Below are 19,731 nucleotides of genomic sequence, written 5' to 3' on the forward strand. Positions count from 1 at the left end.
ACGCTTGAACGCGCCCACCGGCAATCCGGCCCGCACCCGGGACGAGGACGCGATCGGCATCCCGCCCGAGTGCCCGACCCTGGTCCCCGCGCAGCGTTACTACTCGCCGGAATTCGCCGCCCTCGAGATCGAGCGGATGTGGCCGAAGGTGTGGCAGCTCGCCTGCATGGTCGACCACGTCGCCGAGCCGGGCGACTATTTCGAGTACCGCTGCGGCCCGTACGGGGTGCTGATCGTGCGGGGCGACGACGGGGAGCTCCGGGCATTCCAGAACGCCTGTCGCCATCGCGGTAACAGCCTGTGCGTGGGCTCGGGCTCGGGCCTTCGCGAACTCAAGTGCGGCTATCACGGCTGGACCTGGGACCTGGCGGGCACGCTCAAGCGGGTGCCCAACCGCAAGGGTTTCGGCTCACTGCGGATGTCCGACTTTCCGCTGGTCGCGGCCCTGGTCGACACCTGGGAGGGGCTCGTCTTCGTCAACCTCGACCTCGACGCGATGCCGTTGGCCGAGTACTTGGAAGCGGTGCCCGACGACATCGCCTGGTGCCACCTCAGCGACTTCCGGTGCTACGCGACGCTCACCATCGACGTCGACGCCAACTGGAAGACGATCGCCGACGGCTACAGCGAGACCTACCACATCCAGACCCTGCATCCCGAGCTGCTGCGCTGCGTCGACGACATTCATGCGCCGCAACAGATTTGGGGGCACACGGGCAAGTCCGACCAGCCCTACGGCGTGCAGAGCCCGCGCTTTGACGGCGCGCTGACCGACGAAGAGGTGTGGGACGCCTACGTCTACACCCAGGGCGCGCTCATGGGCGCCGCCGAAGGCACGCCGTTCCCCGCCGACGAGCGCCGGCCCGGGGAGACGGTCGCCGACGTGATCGCGGCGCGCACGCGCGCCTTCGCGGCCAGCCGCGGCGTGGACCTGGACTGGGCCGACACCGACCGGGTCACCCGGCTGCACCAGTACAACGTGTTCCCCAACATGACGTTGCTGGCCAACGCGGACCACCTGACCGTCATGTGCTCGCGCCCCGGCCCGGACCCCGATCACGGCGAGCTGGTCATGTTCCTGATGATGCGGATGGCCCCCGGCGCGCCGCACAGCAAACCCGCCGAGATGCATTCGACCGCCGGCGAGGCCGAACCGGGGCTGGTGCTCACCCAGGACATCCGCCTGCTCGCGGGCCTGCAGCGTGGCCTGCACCAGCCCGGCTTCACCCACCTGGTGCTGTCCGGCGAGGAACGGCGCGTGATCAACACGCACCGAAACCTCGAGCGCTACTTGAATCTATCCGGGGAATCGCCGGCGACCGAGCGGATGAGCCCCGATGAAAAGGCGCCGACGTAATCGCTGTAGACCTCCCGAAAACGGGTATAAGCGAATTAGAATCCCGGCTTGTGACGAGTGCGTCCGACGCTTGGGGCTACGAACGGCGGCAACTCATGCATCAGGTACAGATGCGATGTCAAGCACTCGGCCGAAGACGCGCGCGACGGCTGTGTCACCGCTTCGAGCGGGTCGGCGTGCACACCGCTCCGGAGCGGCTGCGGCAGATCGTGGCCGGCGCCCCCGTCGCAGACGACGAAGTCACGGATGTCAATTTTGCTTTGATCGCGATGCAGTTGAACCGGGAGGCGCGCGGCGCGCGGGTCAAACGCCTGAAGCGCCAGGGCACCCGCTCGCTGATGTTCGCCGGCCTGGTTTTGGTCGTGCTGAACTTCCTGTTCTGCGTCGCCTACGTCCTGCTGAACCTGGCCCAGCAGGCCACCCCGATGTAAGAGCTGCTACTCGATCGGTTCGTCGCCCAGCACGGTGGTGCGCAGCATCTCCCTCGGCGAGTCGGGGTCATAGGGCGCCGCTCGGTGCAACACCCCCCGGTTGTCCCAGATGACGGTGTCACCGACCGACCAGGTGTGCCGGTAGACCTTTTCCGGGCCGGTGGCCCGATCCAGCAACGCGGCCAGCAGCGCGCGGCCCTCGTCGAGGTCCATCCCGACGATGTAGTCGGCCGAAGCGCCCAAGACCAGCGATTTGCGGCCGCTGCGGTGCGTCCACACCAGCGGATGTTCGTGCGTGCGCCGTTGCCGCCAGCGCTGCACCTGCTCCGGCGTGGGGTCGGGCGTGACGCGTCGTTGCGAGGCTTCCAGCGAATGCACGACCCGCAGCGAGCCCAGCCGGAGCTTTTCCTCGTCCGTCAATTCCTCGTAGGCGGCATAGGAATTGGCGAATTCCGTCTCCCCGCCGCGTTCGGCGACCGCGACCGCCGACAGCAGGGTCGCCTTCTGGGGGCACTCGTCGTCGACCGGAGTGCAGCCGTCGATGTGCCAGTCGAACGTGGCCCGCAGGTAAGCCGCCGACGAGTTCTTCGACGTGTCGAGCGTGATCGGGTAGATGCCCGCCACCGGATGGTGGCCGTCGGAGGAATGGTCCACTTCGCCCAGACGACGACAGAACTCCACCTGCGCTTCGGGCCGCAGACCGAGGCCGCGGAAGACCAGCACGCCGTTGTCTTCCAACGCTTCCATCACCGCGTCGCCGAGCTGATCGTCGGCGGCGAGCCGGTCGGCGTCGGCGCCGAGGACTTCGGCGCCCACCGACGAGGTGAGTTTGTTGACGGTAAGCAGGCTCATCGCCCGTCCTTTCTGAAGGGAAGTCATGGCACCGGTTCACCGACCCGATCGAGGACGGCGTCGGCGGAGTCGGTGGGCTTGGCCTGGCCGAAGATTTCGACCGCCATCGCGACCATCACCAGCGAGTAGATGAGCTGCAGCAGGTGCGTCGCGTCGTCGGGGATGTCATCGAGTGGAAACTTGTCGCAGTAGTCGATCGCCTCTTCCAGCCGGGGGAAGAAGGCGTCGTAGAACTCGCGCATCTCGGGCAGGCTGCTGGCCATCCGCTGATTCCAACGCTCGGCTTCGGTTGGCAGACACCAGGTTCGGGCGAAGTGCTCCAGCTCGGCGAACGCGCTCGGCAACAGGGCCTCGGTCATCGTCTACACCCCCGCCGGTTGCGCTTCGCGTTGATATTGCTCGACCCAGTCGACGACCTCTTTGTGCAAGTGCCGCACCAGGATTTCCTGGTCGCTCAGCGGAAATTCGTCGACGATTCCGGTTTCGAGCGCCGCCTGAGTGCCGCCGAGCATGCCGGCGTCCTGGAGCGCGAACTCCTTGAGCACCACCGCGGCCACCTCGTGTTCGATGCGTTCGCGCACGGTGCGCGCCGGATGGAAGGCGGTGTAGGCCTCGAAGCGGTGCGTGTTGTGCGAGGTCGGCCAGTACCGGTACAGCAGATACCAGCCGCCGTAGATGAGGATCTCCAGGTTGGGGAAGATCTGGAAATTGCTGATGCCCCACGGCTCGATGCCGCCCGGGTTCAGGCCGGCGGGGAGTTCGCCGATGTCGGGGGTCCGCCACGGCCCGACGAGCCCGCTGCGGGTGGCCCGTTCGATCGGGTACATGTATTCCGGTGCCATCAGCCAACGGCGCGTGCCCGCGGTGGAGACCACCCGGTGCGGCCCGTCGATCTGGAAGTGCGCGCACTCGAATCCGGCGTTGGGATCGCGCACCGCGGAGGGGACCTGTTGGGGATGCAGCGACGGCACGTGGTAGTACTCCTGGAACGCATCGGCGAAGATCTTCCAGTTGCTGTTGTTGTGCGCCACAAAGTCATAGCGCTCGGTGAGCTTGCCGAACGGGTAGGCGTCGAGGCCGGTGACCATAGGGCCCAGGAACTCGCGCAAGCTCTGCCGCGGCTCCTCCGCGAAGTTGACGAAGACGAAGCCGTTCCACACGTCGCAGTGCACCGGGCGCAGCCCGTAGTCGGCGGTGTCGAGGTCGAAGAACTCCGGCGCTTGCTGCACATAGGTCAGCGCGCCCTCGAGGTCGTAGCGCCAGCCGTGGTATTTGCAGGTGAACTGGCGGCACACGCCCCTGGCTTCCTCGCGCGGAAAGTCGTTCCACACCAACTTGTTACCGCGGTGGCGGCAGACGTTGTGAAACGCGCGGATCGTCTCGTCCTTGCCCTTGACGACGACGATCGACGCGCGCGCGGCCTCGATCTCCCTGGTGAGATAGCTGCCCACCCGAGGCAGCTCTTCGACGCGGGCAACGTTGAGCCAGGCGCGTTTGAAGATCGCCTCGCGCTCGAGCTCGTAGAACTCCGGCGACGTCGAGTCCCGGAACGAGATCGGTCCGGTACCCAGTTGCGGGTAGTGCTCGGTCCAGCTGCCCTCCGCCGGCTTAGGCCAACGACCCATCACAACCCGCCTCTCTCGAAATCATTTGTGCGGCCCGCTCACATCACGCCCCCACCGTTGACGCCGAGCACCTGACCGGTGATGAAGCCGGCCTGCTCGGAGCACAGAAATCCGACCGCGGCGGCGATGTCGTCCCCGGTGCCCAGGCGTCCCACCGGGATCTGGCTGGCGATCTCCTCGTTGGATTTCAGATGGCCCTGCGCCTGCGACTGCTGTTGCATCGGCGTCTCGATGCCCGACGGGGGGATGTTGTTGACGGTGATGCCCAGCGGGGCGTATTCGCGCGCCAGCGATTTGGTGAGGGTGATCACCGCTCCCTTGGAGGCCGCGTAGTGGGCCATCCGCGGGGAGCCGCGTTGGGCGCTCGACGACGAAATCATCACGATGCGGCCCCAGTTCGCGGCGATCATGTCCGGAAGCGCGACCTGGCAGCAATGGAACGTGCCGGTCAGGTTGACCTCGATGATCCGCGCCCAGTACTCGGGCGTGATGTCCAGGAACGGCGCGAAGCCGACCATTCCGGCGCTCGTCACCAGGATGGTCACCGGTCCCAGCTCGCTGCGCACCTTGGCGAAGGCCTCCTCCACCGCCGGCCGGTTGGTGACGTCGGCCACCACACCGAGCGCCTCCACTCCGTCGGCGCGGAGCTCCTCGCAAACCCGTTGCGCCGCTTCACCGTTGACGTCGAGCACCGCCACCTTGTGTCCACGCCGGCCAAGTTCGTGGCAGGTCGCCTCGCCCATGCCTGACGCGCCGCCGGTCACCACCGCCACCCGTGTCATCGCGTGTGCCTCATTACTGACCGTCCTCGGTTGTTGATCATTCGAAATCTGATGCGTCGGAATGCTCGCTGAACAGCGCGTGGCCGGTGCCCTTTTCGACGACGCGGGCCAGCAGGTCGTGCAGCAGCTGCTGCTCGCCGCTGGAGAGCACGCCGAACACCCTTTCGTGGGCCGCTATCGCATCGGACAGGACGGCTGCGGTCACCGCCCGGCCCTCATCGGTGAGGTACGACTGCATGATTCGCCCGTGCTGGGGATCCTTCTTGCGCTCCACCAGGCCGCGCCGCTCCAGCGCCGCCAGCGCGAGCTGGGCGCCCTGCGGGCTGATCAACAACCGCCGGGCGAGCTCGGCGCCGGACAGTCCGGGTTCGTTCGCGAGCTGACGCATCAGGCCGATCTGGGCGGTCGTCACACCGTGGCCGCTGATCGCCTCGTTCACGGTCGTCAGCGAGAAATGGAACGCCTGCTTGAGCAGCCACAGGATGTTGTCAGTGAGTTCCATCTTGGTCTCTCGAACGGTAGACGCGGCCACCCTTCATCACGAACCGCACGTCCAGGGTGGTCGCGATGTCGCGGGAGGGATCCCCGGGGACCGCAATGACATCGGCGAGATAGCCGGGCGCGAGGCGGCCCAGCTCGTGATCGGCCTCGATCAGCTCGGCGCTGACCACCGTCGCCGCCCGGATCGCCTCCATGGGACTCATGCCCCGCTCGACGAGCGCGCACAGCTCCTTGGCGTTCTGCCCGTGCGGGATCGCGGGCGCGTCGGTGCCGCAGGCGATGCGCACGCCGGCGGCAATCGCCTTGGGCAACATCGACTTCGCCCGCGGAAACACCTCGTCGGCCTTCTTGCGCAATTCGGGCGCGATCCGGTCCACGGCCATCGCGTCGGTCAGATACGTCGTCGACACCAGGAACGTCCCGTGGTCGACCATCATCTGGATCGTCTCGTCGGTGGCCAGGAAGCCGTGTTCGATGCAGTCGATGCCCGCCTTGATGCAGGCGCGGATGGCGCTGTCGCCCACCGCGTGTGCGGCCACACGGACGCCGGCGCGATGGGCCTCGTCGGCGATCGCCGCGAACTCCTCGTCCGAATACTGCTGGGCGCCGGGCGCGGTGCTGTGTGACATCACGCCGCCGGAGGCCGAGACCTTGATCAGCTTGGCGCCGTGGCGGATTTGATAGCGCACGCACGCGCGGACATCGGGCACGCCGTTGGCGATCCCCTCGGCCACGCTCAGCGGCATGATGCCCGGCGCCAGCCGCTGAAAGACGGTCGGGTCCAGGTGCCCACCGTAGGGCGTCACGGCGTGGCCGGCCGGAACGATCCGCGGACCGGTGTGCCAACCCTGATCGATGGCCCGCTGCAGCGCCACGTCCAGCAGGTAGCCCCCGGTCTTGACCATCAGGCCGAGGTTGCGCACGGTGGTGAACCCCGCCTCGAGGGTGGTGCGCGCGTTCACCGCACCGCGCAGGGTGCGGTATGCCGGGTCGTCCTGCACTCCGTGCATGGGGTTGGGCAGGCCCTCCGGGCCCCCGGGTCCGCCGATGAGCAGGTTGAGCTCCATGTCCATCAGGCCCGGCAGCAGTGTGACGTCGCCCAGGTCGATGTGCGTTGCCGAATCGGGCGGGGGCTCAACGGGGTTCACGGCGCTGATGCGATCGCCCTCGATGACCAGGACGGCCGGAGAGCGGACCTGACCCGCCTCGACGTCCACCCAGCGCGAGGCCCGCACGACGGTGGTCATGGCACCGGTTCGGAGACGCAGTCCAGGCTGGAGGCACCCGAGTCGGGAACCCGCGGCTGTTTCCAGCACTCGACGGGGAAGGACACCATGATCATCGAATACAGCAGATGCATCAGGTTGGTGACGTCTTCGGGAAGGTCGTCGAGCGGAAACTTGTCGCAGTACGCGATCGCTTCCTCGGCCCGCGGCGTGATCGCGTCGTAGAACGCCTGCATCGCGGCCATCGAGCTGGTCAGCCTCTTGCGATAGCGCTCCTGCTCGGTCGGGAGGCACCAGTCGGAGAACGGCTCCAGGTCGGCGAATTCCGTTGGTAGCTTGGCGGTCACGGCTACACCCCCACACCGCTGCTCTGGTAGTCGGCGATCCACGCGGCGGTCTCCTTATGGAGGTGGCGCAACAGGATCTCTTGGTCGTTGAGCAGGAATTCGCGCACCGCACCCGACTCGATCATGGACTGGGTGGCTTCCAGCGTATTGGCGTCCTGCAGCCCGTACTCCTTGAACGTCACCGCCGCGAGTTCCTGGGCGACGCGTTCGCGGGGGGTGCGCGGTGCGGGGAAATACAGGGTTCCTTCGAACACGTGGGTGTTGTAGGACGTCGGCCAGTAGTGGTAGGTCAGGTACCAACCCTGGCCCCAGAACAGGATGACGAAGTTGGGGAACAACTGAAACGAGTCCAGTCCCCACGGGTCGCACCCTGCCGGGTTGATGCCCCGGGGCATTTCGCCGAGATCGGGCTTGTCCCAGGGCCCGAACAGCCCGCTCTGGCAGATGTCCTCGATGGGCTTGCGCATGTCGGGATCCATTTCCCAGGCCCGTACACCCGACGTGCTGACCAGTCGGTGCGGGCCGTCGATGCGGTAGTGCGGCGCCTCGAAACCTGCTTCCGCCGCGGCCTTCGAGTACTTGCTCGGCGACTGGCTCGCATGCAGCACGGGTGCGTGGTAGAACTCCTGGAACGCGTCCATGTAGAGCTTCCAGTTGGCATTTACCTCCGAGCGGTAGCACCGCCGCGAGGTCAACCGCCCGAACGGATATCCCTCCAGATCGGTGATCATCGGCCCCAGGAATTCCCGCAGCGACTGTTCGGGTTCCTGGGCGAAGTTGACGAAGATGAATCCTTCCCACACGTCGCAGTGCACCGGCACCAGCCCGTAGCGGTCCTTGTCGAGGTCGAAGAACTCACCCTCCTGCTGCACATAGGTGAGCTTGCCGTCCAGGTCGTAGCGCCACGCGTGGTACTTGCAGGTGAATTGGCGGCACACACCGCTGGTTTCTTCCAGCGGCATGTCGTTCCATACCAGCTTGTTGCCCCGGTGCCGGCAGATGTTGTGGAACGCGTTGATGTCGCCCGCGGTGTTGCGGACCACGATGATCGACGTGTTGGCGACCTTGAGTTCCTTGGTGAAGTAGCTTCCCTTGCGCGGAATGCGTTCCACCCGGCCAACATTCAGCCACGCGCGCTTGAAGATCGCGGCGCGCTCGAGTTCGTAGACCTGTGGGTTGACGCAATCCTCATAGGAAACCGGTCCGGTCCCGAGTTCCGGGTAATGCTGGGTCCAGCTGCCTTCGGGCGGCTTGGGGAAGCGGGCCATGTCTGCCGACCGTATATGCTCGACACCACAATCGCAAGTAGTTGATATTGGCGGTCGAAGGAGGAGCTGCGTGGACCGACACGAGAGGCTGTTCATTGGCGGGTCATGGCTCTCGCCCAGCACGGCCGACACCTTCGAGGTGATCTCCCCGCACACCGAGGCGCCCATCGCGCTGGTCGCCGCGGCCGGCCCGGATGACGTGGACGCCGCCGTGACGAGCGCGCGGAGGGCGTTCGACGAGGGCCCGTGGCCGCGCCTGGATCCCTCCGATCGCATCCAGGCGGTGCGCCGGCTGGCCAAACTCTATGCGGCGCAACGGTCGCAGATGGCCGAGCTGATCACCGCCGAGATCGGCGCGCCCACCACCTTTGCGCAGCGCGCCCAGGTCGGGCTGCCGGCCATGATGATGACCGCGTTCTGCGACCTCGCCGAGACTTTCCCCTGGCAGCAGACGCGGCCCGGTTTCTACGGAGCCGACCTCGACATCCGGCGCGAACCCGTCGGCGTCGTCGCGGCGATCGTGCCCTGGAACATGCCCCAGTTCCTCATCGTCACCAAACTGATCCCGGCGTTGCTGGCCGGGTGCTGCGTCATCGTCAAGCCCGCGCCCGAGTCCCCGCTCGACGCGCTGCTGCTGGCCACCGTGCTCGAAGAGGCCGGTTTACCCGAGGGCGTCGTCAGCGTCGTGCCCGGCGACGCGAAGGTCGGCGAGCAGCTCATCGGCCACCCCGGCGTGGACAAGGTTTCGTTCACCGGCTCCACCGCCGCCGGCCGGGCCGTCGCGGCCGCGTGCGGGGCCGGCCTCAAGCGGGTCAGCCTGGAGCTCGGCGGCAAGTCCGCGGCGATCGTGCTCGACGACGCCGAGCCCGCCGCGGTCGCGTCGGCGATCCGGTCGGCGAGCCTGTCGAACTGCGGCCAGATCTGCAACGCGCTCACCCGAATCCTGCTGCCCGCCAACCGCAGTGACGAGTTCATCGATGCGTTGGCCGCCGAGATGGAATCGCTGCGCATCGGCGATCCGGCGGATCCGGCGACGCAGCTCGGCCCGCTGGTCGCCCAACGACAGCAGGAGCGGGTCCGCAACTACATCGATGCGGGAATGCGGGAGGGCGCGCGCCTGGTCGTCGGCGGCGCCGACCTGCCCGACGGTGTCGAGCGCGGCTGGTACGTGCGGCCGACGCTGTTCGCCGAGGCCGACAACGGCATGCGCATCGCCCGCGAGGAGATCTTCGGCCCGGTGCTCACCGCCATCTCATACCGCGACGAAGAGGACGCGATCGCGATCGCCAACGATTCCGACTACGGGCTGGCGGGCTCGGTGTTCACCGCCGATCACGACCGCGGGGTCGGCATCGCGGGCCGCGTGCGCACCGGGACCTTCGGCGTCAACCAGGGCTACACCATGGACCCGTTCGCACCGTTCGGCGGAGTCAAAGGCAGCGGCTACGGGCGGGAACTCGGCGCGGAGGGGATCGAGGGCTACACGGTCAGCAAGTCGATCTCCGCGGCCATCTCCCGTTGACGCCTGGGCGGTATCACCAGCAAGCCGCCGATCAGCAAGGCTCCGCCGGCCGTCAAAGGGATCGCCCAGGCGCGGCGCGTCGCTACGGCCGCGCGGCAGTGATCGACGAAATGCGTTCCCGCCATCTCCGCGACGCCGGCCTGGGTGAAACTGCCCTGGAACCCACTGCCGCAATTGATTTGAAAGCCCCACTGGTCAAAGTCGGACAGGAAGACCGGGAACCGAAGCGCCAGCAGACCGACCGTCAGCAGCAGGACTCCCGCAGCGAGGACGCGAAACCGCCCAACTGACATGTTCATCAGGGCGGCAGTGATCGACATGCCCGTCCTCTGGCTCCGGACACCGCGATTCAGTTCGCGCGCCATTTCGCGGTCCATCCGGGCCGATTCGAGAAAACGCAGATCCTCGAAACGCTGCGGCTTCGCGCGCGTCCCGGCACCGGCCGCGCTGACACCGATCGAGGCGATCTCCCGATCGGCAGGTGGGCGCGCCGCGTCGGCTACCGCGACTGCACCGGCGTGGCTTTCGGCGCCGCCACGCGGATCCGGTGGCGGTTCGACGTCGGCGGACGGCGATAGCGCAACGACTTCGTCGTCGGGCGTGTGGGTCAGTGTCACCGGCGATATCGACATCGGGAGCCTCCCTCGACGCGTGGTGAGTTCAATAGCTGTACTCACGCACGGTAACGGGTTGAGTTCAATAACGCAACTGACTAAGGTGGGTGGGTATGCGTCAGGTCAGCTTTTCCGATTTCCACTGTTCCCTGGCCCGGAGCCTGGACTTGATCGGGGATTGGTGGACCCCGCTGATCATCCGGGACCTCTCGCTGGGTCTGCAGCGGTTCGACGACCTCGCGACCAACCTGGGGATCTCACGCAACCTGCTGACCACGCGCCTGAAGGCCCTGGTCGACGCGGACATCGTTGAGCGGGTTCGCTATTCCGAGCGTCCGCCGCGAGATCACTACCGGCTAACCCGGGCCGGTCGTGATCTGGTGCCGATTTTGGCGGCCCTCACCGCCTGGGGCGACCGATGGGCGGCTCCGCCCGCGGGGCCCTCCATGCTGTTCACTCACGACGGGCATCGCTGTACGCCGACGGTGTGTTGCTCGGAATGCGGTCAGCCGGTGACCACAAAGAACCTGGACGTCGAAGCCGGGCCCGGCGCCAGTCCAGGACCGGGCGCGCAGCTGATCGGCCGGCTTTTTCCGGAGATCAACGATCGGCCCGCGTCGCGCGCCTAACGCCGGGCGACGATCCCGTTTCTTGACCGTGACGCCCGAGATGCAGAGTTGATCGGCAATTTCACTGTTGGACAAGCCTTTTCCGATCAGGGTCAACACGTCGGGCTGTTCGGCGGCGAAAGCGACTGAAGCTTAACTGGTTTCGGCAGCCCGCGCGTTGCTCAGGGCATCGCGACCGCGTCGAGCCGGAACACCGCGCATCGGCCCGCCAGGGCCTCGAACTCATCCGCGGTGCCCCGCTGCACCAGCCCCGAGCGCTTGAAGAACCCGACGCCTCGAGGCACCTTGGCGGGAAACGCGCGCAACACCGGCCGCGCTTGCGCAGCCGTGAGTTCGACGAAGGTGACGCGCTCCGACTTGCGACCGCGCGTCACGGTGCCCGCGCCGGCCGCCCGCGCGTTGAGCACCCAGTCCGCGCGGGGATATCCGCCGACGACATACAGGCCATCGTCCAGCGCAAACGGGGTTGCCGGCGTGCTGCGTGGCTCACCGGATTTGCGACCCGGCACCGTCAACACCCGCACCGGTCCGGTGACGACACCCAACTTCTGCACGGCCATGACGGCCTTGTTCATCGGCTTCAGCCAAGCCGGCGGTTTGAAGTCAGCCATGTCACCGATTGATATCAACCTGGCTGATTTATGTCAAGCTTCCTTATATTGGCTAGCGTTATGCCGGGCCACGCCCGTCACCGGCCAGCTTGAGCAGCAGGCGCGTGCCGCCCAGCGGGCTGGCGTGCAGGGCGGCCGAGCCGCCGTGCAATTCGGCCTGTTGGGCGACGAGCGCCAACCCCAGCCCCGAACCGGCTCGCGACGCGGTGGACCCGCGCGAGAAGCGCGCGAAGACCGCGGTGCGTTCGTCTTCCGGGACACCGGTGCCGTTGTCGTCGACCGCGATCTCCACGCCCTCACCGGAACTGCTGACGGTGAGCTGGATTTCGGTGGCACCGCCGTGCTTGACGGCATTCGCAATGGCGTTGTCGATGACCAGCCGCAGCCCGGTGGGCAGCCCCACCATCAGCACCGTCGGCGACGGCACCAGCGACACGTCCACACCCGGGTAGATGCGAAGGGCGTCGTGCGCGGCGCGGTCCAGGAGCTCGGTGATGTCGAAGGGGACAAAATCGTCGACGGTGGTCAGCTCCCCCTGCGCCAGCCGCTCGAGCGCCGTCAGCGTCGCTTCGATCCGGCTCTGCGTGCGGATGACGTCGCCGAGCACCTCGTGGCGCTGCTCGGCGGGTAATTCCAAGGTGGACAACACTTCCAGGTTGGTGCGCATGGCGGTCAGCGGCGTGCGCAGCTCATGGGAGGCGACGGCGGCGAAGTCGCGGGCCGACTCGAGCGCGGCCTTGGTGCGCTCCTGCTCGTTGCCGATGCGGGCCAGCATGCCCTCGACCGCTTCGGCGATCTCCACGGCCTCGCGGACGCCACGGACCTGCACCTCGTCCGGACTGGACTGCGCGTTGATGGCACGAGCCTGCTGCGCCAGCAACAGGAACGGATTGACCATGATCAACGAGATCACCCAGCCGACCAGCACCGTGCCCCCGATGACGCTGCCACAGATCAGCAACACCCGCAGGTGCAGTTCGTTGATGCGATGCTGGGCCTCGGCCAACGGCGCGGCGAGCGCGATCGAGGCAGGCCCGGCGGCGAAGGTGCGCACGCGGTACTGCACCCCGTTGATGGTGGTGTTGGCGTACCCGTTGGGAAGTTGGGGCAACACGATGTTGCCCGGAACGGACACGGTCATGTCACCAATGCGTGCGGTGCGCACCAGGTTGCCGTCCGGAAGAGGATGGTCGGGGGCGGTGAGCTGCCCGGTGTTGATCAACGTGTTGATGTCACCCAAGCTGCTCACGGAATCCAGGCGGCGGTCGAGCTGGCTGTACTGATCGTTGGTGACGCCGATCCACACCCACGCGCCCAAGAGCACGACGAGAGTGATCACCGATAGCGCGGCGACAATGACGATCGTGCGCAGCGACAGCACGCGCATCGGGAGGCGAACCTGACCGAACAGGGGAGCATCGGGGGCCATTGCTCACCCGACCCGTGGCGGCCGCCGAAGCATGTGACCGGCGCCGTCGGTCAGCCGGCACCCAGCAGCGGTTGCCTGTGGCTTCGCGCCTTCCGTGTTTGGCCCGGGGTTGGACATCGCCCTCAGAATATAGGCGTGGCGTTCGCCGACCCGGCCGGCACACGGGTGTGCGCCTCAGTCGGTGGCCGGCGGCCCCGCCTCCACCAACGTCAGCTGGGAGCCGCGCCGCGCTGCGCCGGACGGCTGAGCGTCGAGATCGTCGGGTTCGAAGAGCTCTTGGATGCGGCGACCGGCGAGCCGGCCCCGCTCGATGGCGCCCTGGAACCGGATCACGCCGCCTCGGGCCAGATGTAGTCGGCGCCAATCGCTGATCGCCTGGTAGGCAGCGTGGTCAAGGTAATCGACCGCGATATTGACCGTCACGGCGGCGCCTTCCGGCACCGAGGCCAGCACGCGGGTCAGCCGGGGCAGCGCGAGAAAGGTGCACGCGCCCCCGATGTCGACGCGCCACCGACCGTCGACGGGGCGCGCCTCCACCTTGGCCCGCAGCACCCGCCAGCCCGTCAGCGCGACGGCCAGCACCAGCCCGATCATGACGCCCTGCAAGAGGTTCAGGAACACGACCGCCACCACGGTGACGACGTACACGATGAGATCCCCGCTGCGCATCGCCGTTTCGATGTGGGCCGGCTTGAGCAGCTCCACTCCGATGACGATCAGCAGCCCTGCGAGCGCGGCGGTCGGAATTTGTTCGACCAACTCGGCGAACGGAAGGGTGAACAGCAAGATCCACACGCCGTGCATAATCGACGAGGCCCGGGACTTGGCTCCCGCGTTGACGTTAGCCGCGCTGCGGACGATGACGCCGGCGATCGGCAGGCCACCGATCGCGCCCGAGGCCATGTTCGCGGCGCCCTGCCCGATCAACTCGCGGTCGAAGTTGGTGCGCGGCCCATGATGCATCCGGTCGACGGACACCGCGGTCAGCAGGCTCTGCACGCTCGTGATGAGCGTCACCGTGATCACGGCGATCACGACGGCGGTCCAGTTACCGTGGGGCAACGCCGGCAAGCGCAGCGCTTCCAGCACCGATCCGTCCAGTTCGATGCGTGGCACGTCGAACGGGAAGACCACCGAGACGACGGTGACCACCACGATGGCGACCAGCGCGCCCGGAACGCGGGCGACCTTGGGGGGAACCCACTTCCATGCGACCAGGATGGCGACCACCAGGACACCCAGCAGCACCCCCGGCCGGTGCGCGCCGACAACCTGATTCGGAAGACCGGTAACGTTCTGCCACGCAGTGCTTTTGGATTGGCCGCCGAGCAGCACGTGAAACTGCTGGAGCGCGATGGTGATTCCGATCCCGGCCAGCATGGCATGCACGACGACGGGAGAGATGGCCAGTGCCGCGCGCGCAACGCGACTCAGGCCCAGCAGGACCTGCAGGATGCCGGCCGCGACGGTGATCAAACAGGTCACGCCCCAACCGAACTCGGAGACCACATCGGCGACGACCACGGTCAGACCGGCGGCCGGGCCGCTGACCTGCAGAGGTGATCCACCGATGCATCCGGCGACGATTCCCCCCACGATCGCGGCGATCAGCCCCGCAAGCACCGGGGCGTTCGACGCGATGGCGATCCCCAGCGACAGCGGGAGCGCGACCAGGAAGACCACCAGGGACGCGGGCAGGTCGTAGCGAATGATGGAGCGCAGGCGGTCGTTTGGTGGCAAGTGCAATCGTCGATTGCCGGGTTCTTTGACGTGCCGCATCGGTTCACTTCCTCGCTAGGTCTTGAGGGGCATTGCGCCGTCCGCTCCGCGCCGCGCTGGTGCGGATCACGTAATCGCTTGGAGCGCAGTCAATTACAAGCACGACGGCCGTTGTCGCTCGACTGGGAGCGCCTGGCTCCTGCGTTCGAAGGTAGGTGGATGCCCTGACCGCGGGCAACCTGACAAGCCGCCTGCATACCGAACGCAAATCTTTGCCGGGGCCCGCCCCGCGCACTGTGAGGTGCGCTACACGGGCTTCCCGCCACCGCGGTGAGTGAGTACTCTCTCACCTATGCAGACGTCGGGACGCGATCGGCTGCTGGCCGCCGCGATGAGCCTGTTCGCCGCCAAGGGGTACGCGGCGACGTCGGTGGCCGACATTCAGCGGGCGTCAGGCCTGGCGCCCGGTTCCGGCGCGCTGTACAAGCACTTCGGCTCCAAGCGCGAGCTGCTGGAGGCCGCGGTGGCGCACCGGATCGACAGCATCGTTGCGGCGCGGGAACAGTACGACGCCGGGGTGCCGGGCAGCGTCGAGCAGGCGGTGCGCACGGCCGGGCGGCTGATCTGGGACAACCTGAAACAGAGCGAGGAACTGCTCAAGGTCATGCTGCGCGAGCCCGACGAGTTGGGCGATCTCGACGAGAAGACGTGGCAGGTCATCACGGACAACGCGTATCAGCGCTTCGCCGATGAGCTGGTCGCGTCCAATCGCTCCGGCCGCACGCGCATACCCGATCCCGAGGCGACGGCGGCGGCGGCGATCGGCTCCTTGTCCTACGCCGCGACGCTGCAGGCCCTGACGGGGCGATTGCCCGGCAACATCGACGAGGACCGCTACTTCGAGGCCTGGGTCAACCAGACGGTCAGCGTCCTCGCCCAATACCGGAACCGTTAACTACCAACATATTTCAGGAGTGAAGCCGTGACATTCTCACTGCAACTGAGCGACGACGTGATCGAGGTGCGCGATTGGGTGCACAAGTTTGCGGCCGAGGTGATCCGTCCCGCCGCGTCGGAATGGGATGAGCGGGAGGAAACCCCGTGGCCGGTGATCCAGGAAGCGGCGAAGGTGGGGCTGTACTCCCCCGACTTCTTCGCGCAGCAGGCGGCCGAGCCGTCGGGCCTGGGCTTTCTCACCACGTTCGAGGAGATGTTCTGGGGCGACGCCGGCATCGCGCTGTCCATCCTCGGCACCGGCCTGGCCGCGGCGGCGTTGGCGGGCAACGGGACTCCCGAGCAGCTGGGCCGCTGGCTGCCCGAGATGTTCGGCACGCCCGACGAACCCAAGCTCGGGGCGTTCTGCTCGTCGGAGCCGGATGCCGGTTCCGACGTCGGGGCCATCCGCACCCGCGCCCGCTACGACGAGGCGGCCGGCGAATGGGTCCTCAACGGCACCAAGACGTGGGCGACCAACGGGGGCATCGCCAACGTGCACATCGTGGTGGCATCCGTCTATCCCGAACTCGGCACCCGCGGCCAGGCCACGTTCGCCATCCCGCCGGACACCCACGGGCTGTCGCAGGGACAGAAGTTCAAGAAGCACGGAATCCGCGCGTCGCACACCGCCGAGGTGGTGCTGGACAACGTGCGGCTGCCCGAGGACACGATCCTGGGCGGCCGGGAGAAGTTCGAGGAGCGCATCGCACGCGTCAAGTCCGGCGCGTCGTCGCGCGGGCAGGCCGCGATGAAGACTTTCGAGCGCACCCGCCCCACGGTCGGTGCGATGGCCGTCGGCGTGGCACGGGCCGCGTACGAATACGCCCTCGACTACGCCTGCCAGCGCGAACAATTCGGCCGCAAGATCGGCGAATTCCAGGCCATCGCGTTCAAGCTGGCCGACATGAAGAGCCGCATCGACGCCGCGCGTATGCTGGTGTGGCGCGCCGGATGGATGGCGCGCAACAACCAGAGCTTCGACTCGGCGGAGGGCTCGATGGCCAAGCTGGTCGCCAGCGAAACCGCGGTCTACGTCACCGACGAGGCCATCCAGATCCTGGGCGGCAACGGCTACACCCGCGACTACCCCGTGGAGCGGATGCACCGCGACGCGAAGATCTTCACCATCTTCGAGGGCACCAGCGAGATTCAGCGCCTGGTCATTTCGCGCGCGCTGACGGGCCTGCAAATCCGTTAGGCACCGCGCCGGAACCCTCGCCGGGGGCACGCGCCATGATGGCGGCATGACCTCCGACATCCGCGTCCTCGACAGCGAGGACGACCTGATCGCCGCGGCCAACGTGTTCCGCGCCGCGATGGTCGGGTTTCCCCCGCTGTCGAACCTGGCACCCGGCCAGATCACCAAGCTGCTCGAGCCCGGCCGCACCGTCGGTGCCTTCGCCGGCGGCCAGCTGGTCGGCACCGCCGACGCCGTCACGAGCGGGCTCACCCTCCCCGGCGGGGCGATCGTCGGGCATGCCGCCGTGACGCACATCGGGGTGCTGCCGTCGTTCACCCGCAAAGGCATCGCCACCGAGCTGATCGGCCACCAGCTGCACGACTTCGCCGCGCGGGGCGAGGCGGTCGCGACGCTGCGCGCCTCGGAGGCGACGATCTACGAGCGGTTCGGCTACGGGGTGGCGAGTTCGTCGCAGACGGTGGAGGTACAGACGGCACGGGCGGCGTTGCGTCCCGGGGTGGGGACCGGCGGTCCGGTGCGACTGCTGGACGTCCAGGAGGCGTGGGACGTCCTGCCCCGGATCTACGCGGCGCATCGCCCGCCGCGGCCGGGCACCATCGACCGGCCGGCGGTGTGGTGGCAGAGCCTGCGGTTACGTACCGAATCCTCGCCGGGCCCTTCGTATGTCGCGGTCCATGGCGCCCCGGGATGCGAAACCGGTTTCGCCCGCTACCGCCCGGTCGACACCGAGGCATGGTTCGTCAGCGACCAGCGCACGATCGCCGTCGAGGATTTCTTCGCGCCCACTCCCGACGCGTATTTCGGTCTGCTGCGCTTCCTGCTCGGGCTCGATCTCATCGATCGTGTGGTGTTCTGGATGCTGCCCCTCGACGATCCGCTGCCCTGGTTGCTCACGGACCGACGGGCCGCGCGGGTGACCGCGGTGCGTGACGAAACGTGGCTGCGCATCGTCGATGCCGAGGCGGTGCTGTCGGCGCGCCGGTACGCCGGCGACGAGTCGGTCACGGTCGAGGTCAATGACCCTCTGCTGCCGCACAATTCGGCACGCTTTGCCATCGCCGGCGACGGCGCCGAACCGACCGACCGGCCCGCCGCGCTTCACGTCAGTGTCGAAGGCCTCGCCGCGGTCCTGCTCGGGGGCACCACCTGGCGCAGCCTCGCCGCCGCGCGGCTGGCCCGGACCGACGATCCGGAGGCGCTGGCCATCGCCGACCGCTTGTTCGCGGTGGCCGACGCACCGCACGCCGGGTTCTTTTTCTGATACCGCCGGGGGGCGAACGTGATTGTGATCGTCGGGGCGGGAATCTGCGGGCTTGCGGCCGCCCACGCGCTCGCGCGGCGCGGCCAGGACGCCGTCGTGCTCGAGCGCGGCGAGCCGTTCGCCGAGCAATCCGCTGGTCTGGCAAGGATTTTCCGCATCGCACACCGGCGCGAGGCATTGTGCCGACTCGCGATGCGGGCCCGCGACGGCTGGCAGCGCTGGGAGTCCGAGCTGGGCGCCGGGCGCCTGCTCGGCGCGGAGGGCTTCATCGCCGCCGGCGCCTGCGACGAGACCGCCGCCGCGATGACGGAGGCCGGCGCGGCCTTCTTTCGGCTGGACCGGTCCGAGATCATCGCGCGCATCCCGTTCGCGGCGGCGCCCTGGGACGCCGCGGTGTTCGACCCGCTGGGCGGCAGCCTGCGCATCCGCCGCGCGCTCGACGCCCTCGCGCGGCGTGCGGTCATCAGGCGCTGCGAGGTGGTGGCCGTGGCCGACGACGGCGCGACGACGCTGGCGGACGGCACGGTCCTGCGCACGGACGGCGTGCTCATCTGCGCCGGTGTCGGGACCTCGGCGCTGTTCGGCCCGCTGGGAGTCCAGTTCGCACCCCACACCCGCTTCACCTACGCGGGCGCCGACGCGACCGGCGCCGCATGCCTTTCCGCACCCGAGGGCTACGGGCTGCCGCTGGGCAGCACCGGCCGTTGGGCGTTCGGGCAGGAGGCGCCCGACCCCGCCCTCGTGGGCACGCTGTTCCCGTCGCTGGTGGCCGTGGGCCAGGTCGACTGCGTCACCGTTCGCGCGCCCTGGCTGGACTCCGGCGGCGACGGCTGGACGGTGGCGCGCCGCGGCCGCGTCGTCGGGTTCGTAGGGAGCAACCTGATGAAGTTCGGCCCCCTGCTGGGCGAGCTGCTCGCCGACGCCGTGGTCAGCGACGCGTTGCCGGCCGAACTGGTCCTAAATTAGTTGCGCGGCAGCGCCTTCCGGCGTCAGCCGTGGGGGGCCTCGGAGATCTTGGAGTCCGGCTTGCCCAGCGTCTGGCACCAGGTCGTGGCCGACAGGCGGGTGGCGGAAATCTCCATACTGGTCGGGTCGGCGCCGCTCTTGTCCTTGAGCATCTTGCTGACCTCGTCGTTTTGCTTCTTCTCGTCCTGCGTGGTGAAGTCCTTGCACTTGGTGTCGCCGCCGGTGTTGATCACCTGTGAGGCGGAACACGCGCCGGACAGCAGTGCGGCCACCGCAACCGTCGCCGCAGCAATTTGCTTCATCATTTGCCCTCCTGGGTTCGCAGTGAGGTATCTGTACACCAAATCGGCCCGATTTCAAACCTTGCCCGCGCTTCGCGGCGCATCGTCGCGCG

21 protein-coding genes and 1 pseudogene are annotated in these 19,731 nt (G+C 67.8%); 8 read left to right on the forward strand and 14 right to left on the reverse strand.

The window, feature by feature from the left end:
• The first annotated feature begins 4 nt into the window (after window positions 1–4).
• Window positions 5–1,357 carry an aromatic ring-hydroxylating oxygenase subunit alpha gene (locus tag AWB89_RS23620; RefSeq protein WP_085176949.1) on the forward strand — a complete coding sequence of 451 codons (1,353 nt, stop codon included), beginning with the start codon at window positions 5–7 and terminating at the stop codon, window positions 1,355–1,357.
• A 176-nt stretch (window positions 1,358–1,533) separates the two neighbouring features.
• The gene (locus AWB89_RS23625) at window positions 1,534–1,788 is read left to right on the forward strand and encodes a hypothetical protein (RefSeq protein ID WP_241519359.1); all 255 of its coding nucleotides are present in this window, start codon (window positions 1,534–1,536) and stop codon (window positions 1,786–1,788) included.
• Window positions 1,789–1,794: 6 nt separating this feature from the next.
• Here the strand turns inward: AWB89_RS23625 and AWB89_RS23630 are convergent, their stop codons facing one another.
• Genes AWB89_RS23630 through AWB89_RS23665 form a run of 8 tightly spaced genes read right to left on the reverse strand, consistent with a single transcriptional unit; the run spans window position 1,795 to window position 8,389 of the window.
• Entirely contained in the window at window positions 1,795–2,640 is an 846-nt protein-coding gene (locus AWB89_RS23630) for a TauD/TfdA dioxygenase family protein (protein WP_085176951.1), read from the reverse strand.
• A 23-nt stretch (window positions 2,641–2,663) separates the two neighbouring features.
• Window positions 2,664–2,999: a hypothetical protein gene (locus tag AWB89_RS23635; RefSeq protein WP_085176953.1), complete on the reverse strand. Its 336-nt coding sequence runs from the start codon at window positions 2,997–2,999 to the stop codon at window positions 2,664–2,666.
• 3 nt (window positions 3,000–3,002) lie between these two features.
• Window positions 3,003–4,265, reverse strand: a complete 1,263-nt coding sequence (locus AWB89_RS23640; protein ID WP_085176955.1) for an aromatic ring-hydroxylating oxygenase subunit alpha — start codon at window positions 4,263–4,265, stop codon at window positions 3,003–3,005.
• A gap of 38 nt (window positions 4,266–4,303) precedes the next feature.
• A complete protein-coding gene (locus tag AWB89_RS23645) occupies window positions 4,304–5,047 on the reverse strand; it encodes an SDR family NAD(P)-dependent oxidoreductase (protein WP_085176957.1) in 744 nt (247 codons plus the stop codon).
• 37 nt (window positions 5,048–5,084) lie between these two features.
• Window positions 5,085–5,549, reverse strand: a complete 465-nt coding sequence (locus AWB89_RS23650) for a MarR family winged helix-turn-helix transcriptional regulator (protein WP_085176959.1) — start codon at window positions 5,547–5,549, stop codon at window positions 5,085–5,087.
• Entirely contained in the window at window positions 5,536–6,795 is a 1,260-nt protein-coding gene (locus tag AWB89_RS23655; protein WP_085176961.1) for a metal-dependent hydrolase family protein, read from the reverse strand. The genes AWB89_RS23650 and AWB89_RS23655 overlap by 14 nt, the downstream gene beginning before the upstream one ends.
• Window positions 6,792–7,121, reverse strand: a complete 330-nt coding sequence (locus AWB89_RS23660; RefSeq protein ID WP_085176963.1) for a hypothetical protein — start codon at window positions 7,119–7,121, stop codon at window positions 6,792–6,794. Before AWB89_RS23660 ends, AWB89_RS23655 begins: the two co-directional genes overlap by 4 nt.
• A 2-nt stretch (window positions 7,122–7,123) precedes the next feature.
• Complete coding sequence (locus AWB89_RS23665) at window positions 7,124–8,389, reverse strand: aromatic ring-hydroxylating oxygenase subunit alpha (RefSeq protein WP_085176965.1); 1,266 nt, start codon at window positions 8,387–8,389, stop codon at window positions 7,124–7,126.
• Between the two features lie 70 nt (window positions 8,390–8,459).
• On the opposite strand from AWB89_RS23665, the gene AWB89_RS23670 reads away from it, so the two are divergent.
• Window positions 8,460–9,911, forward strand: a complete 1,452-nt coding sequence (locus tag AWB89_RS23670; RefSeq protein ID WP_372515376.1) for an aldehyde dehydrogenase — start codon at window positions 8,460–8,462, stop codon at window positions 9,909–9,911.
• On the opposite strand, the gene AWB89_RS28125 is transcribed toward AWB89_RS23670, so the two are convergent.
• Window positions 9,869–10,543: a hypothetical protein gene (locus AWB89_RS28125; protein ID WP_241520582.1), complete on the reverse strand. Its 675-nt coding sequence runs from the start codon at window positions 10,541–10,543 to the stop codon at window positions 9,869–9,871. The two genes, AWB89_RS23670 and AWB89_RS28125, sit on opposite strands and share 43 nt — an antisense overlap.
• A 95-nt stretch (window positions 10,544–10,638) precedes the next feature.
• Here AWB89_RS28125 and AWB89_RS23680 point away from each other — a divergent pair, with 95 nt between their 5' ends.
• A complete protein-coding gene (locus AWB89_RS23680; protein ID WP_085176969.1) occupies window positions 10,639–11,154 on the forward strand; it encodes a winged helix-turn-helix transcriptional regulator in 516 nt (171 codons plus the stop codon).
• A gap of 21 nt (window positions 11,155–11,175) precedes the next feature.
• Here AWB89_RS23680 and AWB89_RS27135 read toward each other — a convergent pair.
• The 4 genes and pseudogenes from AWB89_RS27135 to AWB89_RS23695 form a co-directional block, all read right to left on the reverse strand.
• Window positions 11,176–11,259, reverse strand: a pseudogene (locus AWB89_RS27135) (LuxR C-terminal-related transcriptional regulator); the annotation flags it as partial.
• Window positions 11,260–11,315: 56 nt separating this feature from the next.
• A complete protein-coding gene (locus AWB89_RS23685; protein ID WP_085176971.1) occupies window positions 11,316–11,765 on the reverse strand; it encodes a nitroreductase family deazaflavin-dependent oxidoreductase in 450 nt (149 codons plus the stop codon).
• Window positions 11,766–11,823: 58 nt separating this feature from the next.
• Entirely contained in the window at window positions 11,824–13,152 is a 1,329-nt protein-coding gene (locus AWB89_RS23690) for a sensor histidine kinase (RefSeq protein WP_085176973.1), read from the reverse strand.
• Window positions 13,153–13,368: 216 nt separating this feature from the next.
• On the reverse strand, window positions 13,369–14,934 hold the full coding sequence (locus AWB89_RS23695; protein ID WP_372515377.1) for a SulP family inorganic anion transporter: 1,566 nt from the start codon (window positions 14,932–14,934) through the stop codon (window positions 13,369–13,371).
• Window positions 14,935–15,265: 331 nt separating this feature from the next.
• On the opposite strand from AWB89_RS23695, the gene AWB89_RS23700 reads away from it, so the two are divergent.
• The 4 genes from AWB89_RS23700 to AWB89_RS23715 are packed head-to-tail and all read left to right on the forward strand — an operon-like array spanning window position 15,266 to window position 19,337.
• Window positions 15,266–15,868, forward strand: coding sequence for a TetR/AcrR family transcriptional regulator (locus tag AWB89_RS23700; protein ID WP_085097931.1), 603 nt, complete (start codon window positions 15,266–15,268; stop codon window positions 15,866–15,868).
• A gap of 27 nt (window positions 15,869–15,895) precedes the next feature.
• Entirely contained in the window at window positions 15,896–17,107 is a 1,212-nt protein-coding gene (locus AWB89_RS23705; RefSeq protein WP_085176977.1) for an acyl-CoA dehydrogenase family protein, read from the forward strand.
• Between the two features lie 46 nt (window positions 17,108–17,153).
• On the forward strand, window positions 17,154–18,371 hold the full coding sequence (locus AWB89_RS23710; RefSeq protein ID WP_085176979.1) for a GNAT family N-acetyltransferase: 1,218 nt from the start codon (window positions 17,154–17,156) through the stop codon (window positions 18,369–18,371).
• An 18-nt stretch (window positions 18,372–18,389) separates the two neighbouring features.
• A complete protein-coding gene (locus AWB89_RS23715; RefSeq protein WP_085176981.1) occupies window positions 18,390–19,337 on the forward strand; it encodes an NAD(P)/FAD-dependent oxidoreductase in 948 nt (315 codons plus the stop codon).
• 23 nt (window positions 19,338–19,360) lie between these two features.
• Here AWB89_RS23715 and AWB89_RS23720 read toward each other — a convergent pair whose 3' ends face one another.
• Window positions 19,361–19,642, reverse strand: a complete 282-nt coding sequence (locus AWB89_RS23720; protein WP_085097917.1) for a hypothetical protein — start codon at window positions 19,640–19,642, stop codon at window positions 19,361–19,363.
• Between the last annotated feature and the right edge of the window lie 89 nt (window positions 19,643–19,731).

The sequence above is a fragment of the Mycobacterium paraense genome (assembly GCF_002101815.1).
Classification (GTDB): Bacteria; Actinomycetota; Actinomycetes; order Mycobacteriales; family Mycobacteriaceae; genus Mycobacterium; species Mycobacterium paraense.

Bases quoted from the DNA above. Each gene is read 5' to 3' on its own strand.
- AWB89_RS23630 (WP_085176951.1), bottom strand. From the start codon at position 2,640: ATGAGCCTGCTTACCGTCAACAAACTCACCTCGTCGGTGGGCGCCGAA.
- AWB89_RS23635 (WP_085176953.1), bottom strand. From the start codon at position 2,999: ATGACCGAGGCCCTGTTGCCGAGCGCGTTCGCCGAGCTGGAGCACTTC.
- AWB89_RS23640 (WP_085176955.1), bottom strand. From the start codon at position 4,265: ATGGGTCGTTGGCCTAAGCCGGCGGAGGGCAGCTGGACCGAGCACTAC.
- AWB89_RS23645 (WP_085176957.1), bottom strand. From the start codon at position 5,047: ATGACACGGGTGGCGGTGGTGACCGGCGGCGCGTCAGGCATGGGCGAG.
- AWB89_RS23650 (WP_085176959.1), bottom strand. From the start codon at position 5,549: ATGGAACTCACTGACAACATCCTGTGGCTGCTCAAGCAGGCGTTCCAT.
- AWB89_RS23655 (WP_085176961.1), bottom strand. From the start codon at position 6,795: ATGACCACCGTCGTGCGGGCCTCGCGCTGGGTGGACGTCGAGGCGGGT.
- AWB89_RS23665 (WP_085176965.1), bottom strand. From the start codon at position 8,389: ATGGCCCGCTTCCCCAAGCCGCCCGAAGGCAGCTGGACCCAGCATTAC.
- AWB89_RS28125 (WP_241520582.1), bottom strand. From the start codon at position 10,543: ATGTCGATATCGCCGGTGACACTGACCCACACGCCCGACGACGAAGTC.
- AWB89_RS23680 (WP_085176969.1), top strand. From the start codon at position 10,639: ATGCGTCAGGTCAGCTTTTCCGATTTCCACTGTTCCCTGGCCCGGAGC.
- AWB89_RS23685 (WP_085176971.1), bottom strand. From the start codon at position 11,765: ATGGCTGACTTCAAACCGCCGGCTTGGCTGAAGCCGATGAACAAGGCC.
- AWB89_RS23690 (WP_085176973.1), bottom strand. From the start codon at position 13,152: ATGCGCGTGCTGTCGCTGCGCACGATCGTCATTGTCGCCGCGCTATCG.
- AWB89_RS23700 (WP_085097931.1), top strand. From the start codon at position 15,266: ATGCAGACGTCGGGACGCGATCGGCTGCTGGCCGCCGCGATGAGCCTG.
- AWB89_RS23710 (WP_085176979.1), top strand. From the start codon at position 17,154: ATGACCTCCGACATCCGCGTCCTCGACAGCGAGGACGACCTGATCGCC.
- AWB89_RS23720 (WP_085097917.1), bottom strand. From the start codon at position 19,642: ATGATGAAGCAAATTGCTGCGGCGACGGTTGCGGTGGCCGCACTGCTG.